Origin of the sequence: Streptomyces sp. NRRL F-2580 (assembly GCF_000720115.1) — a bacterium.
Lineage (GTDB): Bacteria > Actinomycetota > Actinomycetes > Streptomycetales > Streptomycetaceae > Streptomyces.
Genome location: NZ_JOIR01000081.1, coordinates 1 through 6,411, shown reverse-complemented (window position 1 = coordinate 6,411; position 6,411 = coordinate 1). Strand labels below are relative to the sequence as shown.

The following is a 6,411-nucleotide window of genomic DNA, read 5'->3' as shown; positions in this document are numbered from 1 at the left end:
GACAGTGATGAAATGTCTGTTTTGTCCGTCTGGTTAAAAGACTGACTCCCGCACTTCACGACGCTGTCCGCCGACTGTCACAGGCGCGTGACAGGCCCCCTCGGCCGGTTCCGGTCACGCCTGGGCGGGCGGGGACGGGAGCGTGGCGAGTTCGCCCAGAGCGCGGGCCGCCGGCGCCGGGTCGGCCAGCCACTTCAGGTGGCTGCCCTCCAGCGTGCGGACGTCGTACGGGTTGTCCGGCGTCAGCTCGTCGCCCTCGCGGATCAGCCGGTCCTGGAGGGCGAGGGGCAGGCTCGCGTCGTCGGCCAGGCGGATGTAGGTCTTCGGGGTGCGGCCCCAGGTCGCGGCCTGCGCCCGGTCGGCGGAGCCGCCGACGTCCAGGTTCTCGTCGGGCTGGAAGGTGTTCAGGAAGGCGAGGAACTGCTCGTCGGTGCCGTCGGCGAAGAAGGCCGCCTTGAACGCCGCGAGCGCGTCCGGGTGTGCGGTGCGGAAGTTGACCCGGAGCAGCCCGAGGTCGGCGGGGTTCCCGGCCAGCGCCGAGGCGAAGGCGGCGGGGTCGACCCCGGCCATCTCCGGCTCGGCGTAGTAGTCGCCGACGTCGAGACGGACCGGGCACCAGGCCGAGACGTAGACGATGCGGTCGATCAGGTCCGGGCGCGCGTTGGCCGCGGCCGTGGCCGTGATGCCGCCGCGGCTGTGCGAGACGAGGATCACGGGGCCGTTGCGCTTGGCCCGTTCCAGGATCCCGATCAGGTGCGCGGCGTTGTCGGCGAGCGTGACGCCCTTGATCGAGCCGGGCGCGGAGGCGAGGGCTTCGAGGTCCTGCGGGGTTTGGTAGGCGGGGGTGAAGGTCGCCTGGAAGCCGTGGCCGGGCAGGTCGACGGCGACCGAACGGTGTCCGAGGAGGCCGAGTTCCGCCTGGAGGGGCGCGAAGGAGAAGGAGTTCGCGAAGGCTCCGTGGACCAGTACGTACGTCGGTTGCATCTGTGTGCTCACTTTCCGGCCGCCGCGGTTCGGCGTCGGCCCTGGCGGAAGATCATTCGTGCCCTTTTCGGCGGATGGGCCTGTCGGCGGCCCTGCGCGGTCAGTCCGATGTCCGGCGCAGGACCAGGCAGAGGAAGCCGAAGCTGTCCCGGTACCCGCGCAGCCACTCCGTGCGCTGGGCGTTGGCCGTCTCCAGTACCTGTGCGGCGGCCGGATCGTCGGGGTGGTCCAGGGCCCATGCGGCCAGCGAGCCCCAGCAGGCCCACTCGTAGGCGTCCAGCTCACTCCGGGTGCTGACGTGGCCGTGGACAGGGGTCCATCCGTCGGCGACGACGAGGTCCACCGTGGTCGCCAGATCGGCGAGGTCACCGAACATCTCGACGGCCTCGGGTGAGGGGGTGCGGTCCCAGAACGACTCGCCGATCAGAACGCGGCCTCCGGGAGCCAGGTGCTCGCGGGCGGCCGCGAGGGTGGGGAGGAGACCGTCGAAGGCGTGGGTGGCGCCGATGCTGATCACCAGGTCGAACGGCTGTGTGGAGGCGAAGTCCGCGGCTTCCTGATGGTGGAGGACCAGGCGCTCCTCCACTCCGAGTCCGCTCGCCGTCCGGCGGGCCTGCGTCAGAGCGACCTCGGAGACGTCGACGCCCTCGGCGTGCAGGAGCGGGCGGGTGGCCAGGGCGCGCAGGAGCCATTCCGCCGTGCCGCATCCGAGGTCGAGCACGCGCTCGTCGCCCCGCGGCAGGCCGCGTTCGAGCAGCAGGGCGACCGATTCGTCGTCGAGCGGGGATTTGATCGGGTGTTCGGCATGGGCGATCTGGGAGATCTGTTCGCGGCTCATCGGCGCGGCGTGTCCCGTGTCGAGGAGCAGCTGCGCGGCCACCGCCGCCCCGTCGGTGCGGATCGTGTCGGCGACGGCCTTCGCCCGTGCTCGTGTCTTGGGGGTCAGGGCCGTTTCGAGGGCGGCGGACAGGGACTCGAGGGTGGGGGTGGGGCCGTCGTGTGCCGCGCCGATGCCCAGGTCGGACACGCGGGCGGCCCAGTGCGGCTGGTCCACGAACTGGGGTACCACCACCTGGGGCGCACCGGCCCGGGCCGCGGTGGTCGTGGTGCCCGCGCCGCCGTGGTGGACGACGGCCGCGACCCGGCGGAACAGCGACTGGTGGTTGACGTCGCCGACGGCGAAGCAGTCGTCCGAGTCGTCCACCAGGCCCAGGTCGGCCCAGCCGCGGGAGACGAGCACGCGGCGGCCCTGCGCGCGGGCCGCCTCGACGGTGGTGCGGGCGATGTCGGAGGCCGTGCTCATGGGCATGCTGCCGAACCCGACGTACACCGGTGGGGTGCCGGCGTCCAGGAACGCCTCCAGGTCGGCGGGCAGGGGGCGTTCGTCGGGCAGGATCCACGCGCCGGTCTGCACGACGTCGAGGTCCGGCAGTTCCTGCCACGGGCCCAGGACCGGGTCCGCCGCCAGCCACGGCCGTTCGGTGAAGACGTGCGCGCGGACGTCGTCCACGGGGGCGAGGCCGAGCGCCGTACGGTGGGCGTTGAGGGGCTGGAGGTAGAGGGCGTTGACCTTCTGGGTGTCCAGGTCCCACAGGGCCCGGCGGTCGGTCATGTCGGGCGGGGCCGGCGGGCCGGGCCGCGGCGGCGGCGGGTAGTGCGGGGAGGGCATCTCGAACGGGTGGAAGCCCGCGTACACGTAGCGGATGCCCAGCTTCTCGGCCACCGAGCGGGCGCCGGCCGGCATCAGACCGCTCGCCACCAGCACGTCACAGTCCTCGGCCGCCCTGGCGACCGTGTCGAAGTGCGCGGCGACGAGCTCGGCCGCGAACGCGGCCGCGTCCGACGGCGGCGCTCCCGTCCGCAGCGCGCGCACGTCCCGCCCGAAGGGCACCAGTTCCGCGCCGACGCCGGCCAGCAGTTCCGCGAACTCCTCGTCCGGCGGTGCGCACACGCGTACCTGCGCGCCGAGTTCTCGCAGCTGCGCCGCCAGTCCCGCCAGCGGGGCGATGTCGCCGCGTGATCCGTACGCCATCAACAGCACGCGCATGTCGTGTTTCTCGTTTCTGTGGTGGGGGTGAGGGGGGGAAGGGGGAAGGGGCCTGTGGGTGAGGTCAGGTCGCCGGCACGTCGAGCTGGAACTCGTGGGTGCGCCGGTAGGAGCGGAATCCCAGCCGGTGGTTGACGGCCAGCATGTGGACGTTGTCGTCGGCGTTGTCCGTCTCGATCTCGACGACGTCGGGATGCTCGGCGCGCAGGCGCCGCACCATGGCGGCCTTGACCCACAGCCCGAGGCCGTGGCCGCGGTGCGCGGGCACGACCGCCGTGTCGTACTGCTGGGCCCGCGGCGCGGAGCCCTGGGAAAGCAGGATCTCGGTGTAGCCGGCGATGGTGCCGTCGTCGTGGACTGCCGCGACGGTCAGCAGTGTGTCGCCGCGGTCGGCGACCACCTTGGCCATGGCGCGGACGCGGTCGGCGTCCCACGCGATGCTGCCGTAGTCCAGGTCGCCGACGGGCATGTCGTTCATCGCGTTCTTGGCCGCGGCGAAGGCGTCGGCGAGCTCGTCGGGAACCGTGCCGGTCCAGTGGGCCGGCCGGTAGCCGGGGGGCGCGGTGTCGGCGGTCCGGGGCAGGTCGGTCTCGGGGAGGTCGGCCTCGGGCAGCTCGGTCTCGGGCAGCTCGTCGAGGCGCAGGATGAGGTGATCCAGCGTCAGGGCCCGGCGGAAGCCGCGCCGTTCGCTGAAGGCTTCGCCCGGGCTGTCGGCCGCGGCTGCCGCGATGAGGCTGCGCCGGTTCTCGGTGCGGCAGGCCGCCACGACCGCCGACAGCAGGAGGGAGCCGGTTCCCAGGCGCCGGTGTGCGGGGGCGACGTGCAGTTCCAGTTCGGCCAGGTGCTCCTGGCCCGGGGAGGTGAACACCCGCAGGCCGGCGACTCCGACGGGGACGCCGTCGTCCGCCCCGATGGCCAGCCAGGTCAGCCGATGGCTGCCCAGAGCGGGCTGGGTGAGCCGGGCGTGGATCTCTCCGGGGTCGGGGGCCGGTACGCCGGGCAGGTCGTGGGCCGTCGAGGCGGCGACGATCCGATGCCACGCGGCGGCCTCGGCGACCGAGACGTGCTGGAGCTCGATGACGTGTACGGATTCGGGCAAGGTGATGGCTTTCGTGGTCGGGCCGGGCCGGGCCGGGTCGGGTCGGGTCGGGTCGGTCATCGTCGTCGGCATTCGGGCGTCGGTCGTACTTCGGGATGCCGCGTGGGCGTGCTCGTGTCGGGGCGGGACGCGCCGGGGCGGCGGCTGATGAGGCTGCGTCAGGCCGTGGTGTCCGGACTCCAGCGGTCGAGAGCGGCGTACGCCGGGATCCACCGGGTGGTGCAGGCGGCGTACGCGGGTGCGGGCAGGTGGGCGAGGAGCCTGGCCGCTGTCGGTTCGTCGGCGCCGTCGAGCAGCCACGGCAGCAGCAGCGGTGCGTCCCGGTCGATGTGCTGGGCCTGGACCCGGCTGAAGTGGCCCCACTGCTCGGCCGTCAGCTCCCGTCGGACCAGCGGGAGCGCCGCTTCCTCCTCGTGTTCGAGGTGGCCGGCCAGGCCGCGGGTCAGCGCGTCGGCGAGCTGGCCCAACCGCAGCGAGCCGGCGCCGGGGTCGGTCAGTACGGCGTCGATGGCCTGGATCACCGGGGTGATGGCGGCGTGTTCGGCCTCCATGACCTCCAGTAGCGCCAGGTCCTTCGGCCGGCCGGCCAGGTTCTGCCGCAGCGGTGGCCACAGTGCGTCGTCCTCGGCCGTGTGGTGGGCGTGGAGGGCCTTTTTGAACAGCGTCCAGCCGGCAGCGGTGGCCAGCACCTGCCGCGGGTCACGGTCCGCGGCGGTGGTGACCCGGTCCAGTTGGGCCAGTTCCCGGCGCAGGGCGTCGTGCATCGCGTACGTGACGGTCAGGTCGATGGCCTCGCTCATGGACATGCGGTTGGGGGGTCTTGCGCGCGTGGCTGCATGCCCCAAACGATCTTGTGGTTCGCACGTAAGATCAAGGAATATTTGTGCGCGGTTCGATAACCGCTGGGTTATCGACGCGGGGGCGGGGGCCGGCGGGTGGAACTGCGGGACATCGAGATCTTCCTGGTGCTGGCGGAGGAGCTGCACTTCGGCAGGGCCGCGCAGCGGCTGCACGTCTCCCAGGCGCGCGTCAGCCAGGCCATCAAGAAGCAGGAGCGGCGCATCGGTGCCGAGCTGTTCGCCCGTACCAGCCGCACGGTGCGGCTGACGGAGGTCGGCCGCCAGTTCCGCGACGATCTGCAACCGGTCTACGCGGGTCTGCACGCGTCCCTGGAGCGGGCCCAGTTGGCGGCCCGCGGCATCACCGCACAGCTCCGCGTCAGCCTGATGCCCTTCAACGTCGTCGATCTGCACCCCTACTGGAAGGCGTTCCGCGCGCGGTACCCGCACTGGGGACTGCAGATCCGCCAGGCGACCTTCACCGATGTGTTCGGCCAGCTCCGCAGCGGTGCCATGGACGTCATCGTCGCCTGGCTGCCGGTGGAGGAACCGGACTTCACCGTCGGACCGACCCTGTGCACCGACTCGCGGATCCTCGCCGTGGCCGCCGACCACCGGCTCGCGGAACGGGACTCGGTGCGGCTGGAGCTGCTCGCCGACTTCCCACACGGCACCGCCCACGGCCTGCCGGACTACTGGGAGGACAGCTACCTGCCCTTCCACACCCCACGGGGCCGCTCGATCGAGCGCATCACGTCCGCGGCGTCGGACAACGCCGATCAGCTGATCAACCACGTCGGCATGGGCGAGATCATCCACACCTTCCCCGGCCATGTCACCAGGCACTGGGGCATGCCGAACATCCGATGGATCCCCCTCCCCGACATGGCGACCATGCGCTTCGCTCTGGTCTGGCGGACCGAAGCCGAGAACGACCTCATCCGCGCCCTGGCCGGCACCGTGCGAGACCTCGGCGTGTTCCGCTTCTGACGAGACGTGCCGCGTGGGGCAGACGCACCGGCGTGCCGGGCTGCCCGTCGACGGTACGGAACACCGGCCCCGAACCCCAGGCCGAAGCCCCTGGGGCCCGGCGGGCCTGACAGGGGCTGATCAGCTGTATCGCTTCACTGTGTGGTCCGGTACGGGCACGGGGAGCTACGTCGCCGGGGTACCAGGCTCAGCCGGACACGGCCGCGCTGGCCTCCACGGGTGCCTCACCGGTCTCCGTCGCCGGGGTCTCCGTCTCCGGGGCCGGGGTGTCCGTGGCCGGGGTCTCCGTCTCCGGGGTCTCCGTGGTCGGGGTCTCCGTGGTGGGGGTCTCCGTACCCGGCGTCTCCTTGCCCGGGGTCTCCTTGCCCGGGGTCTCCTTGCCCGGGGTCTCCTTGCCCGGGGCGGGCTTTTCGGGCTTGTGCTCGCAGTAGACGGTGCCCTGGTAGAACTTG

Annotated in this window: 6 protein-coding genes and 1 pseudogene; 1 reads left to right on the top strand and 6 read right to left on the bottom strand. The window is 72.2% G+C overall.

The window, feature by feature from the left end:
* Nucleotides 1-114: 114 nt before the first annotated feature.
* The 5 genes and pseudogenes from IF88_RS0139295 to IF88_RS0139280 all read right to left on the bottom strand — a co-directional run bounded on the left by IF88_RS0139295 (nt 115) and on the right by IF88_RS0139280 (nt 4,930).
* A complete protein-coding gene (locus IF88_RS0139295; protein WP_199808212.1) occupies nt 115-984 on the bottom strand; it encodes an alpha/beta fold hydrolase in 870 nt (289 codons plus the stop codon).
* A 100-nt stretch (nt 985-1,084) separates the two neighbouring features.
* On the bottom strand, nt 1,085-1,822 hold the full coding sequence (locus tag IF88_RS47550) for an SAM-dependent methyltransferase (protein ID WP_199808213.1): 738 nt from the start codon (nt 1,820-1,822) through the stop codon (nt 1,085-1,087).
* An 18-nt stretch (nt 1,823-1,840) separates the two neighbouring features.
* Nucleotides 1,841-3,031, bottom strand: a pseudogene (locus tag IF88_RS47545) (glycosyltransferase); the annotation flags it as partial.
* A gap of 64 nt (nt 3,032-3,095) precedes the next feature.
* Nucleotides 3,096-4,202: a GNAT family N-acetyltransferase gene (locus IF88_RS0139285; protein ID WP_234323875.1), complete on the bottom strand. Its 1,107-nt coding sequence runs from the start codon at nt 4,200-4,202 to the stop codon at nt 3,096-3,098.
* A gap of 86 nt (nt 4,203-4,288) precedes the next feature.
* Nucleotides 4,289-4,930, bottom strand: a complete 642-nt coding sequence (locus IF88_RS0139280) for a hemerythrin domain-containing protein (protein ID WP_107050745.1) — start codon at nt 4,928-4,930, stop codon at nt 4,289-4,291.
* 135 nt (nt 4,931-5,065) lie between these two features.
* On the opposite strand from IF88_RS0139280, the gene IF88_RS0139275 reads away from it, so the two are divergent.
* Nucleotides 5,066-5,959 (top strand): LysR family transcriptional regulator, encoded by an 894-nt coding sequence (locus IF88_RS0139275; RefSeq protein WP_030724216.1) that lies wholly within the window; start codon nt 5,066-5,068, stop codon nt 5,957-5,959.
* Between the two features lie 187 nt (nt 5,960-6,146).
* On the opposite strand, the gene IF88_RS0139270 is transcribed toward IF88_RS0139275, so the two are convergent.
* Nucleotides 6,147-6,411 (bottom strand): hypothetical protein (locus IF88_RS0139270; protein ID WP_030724214.1); only part of this gene is annotated, 265 nt, incomplete at its 5' end.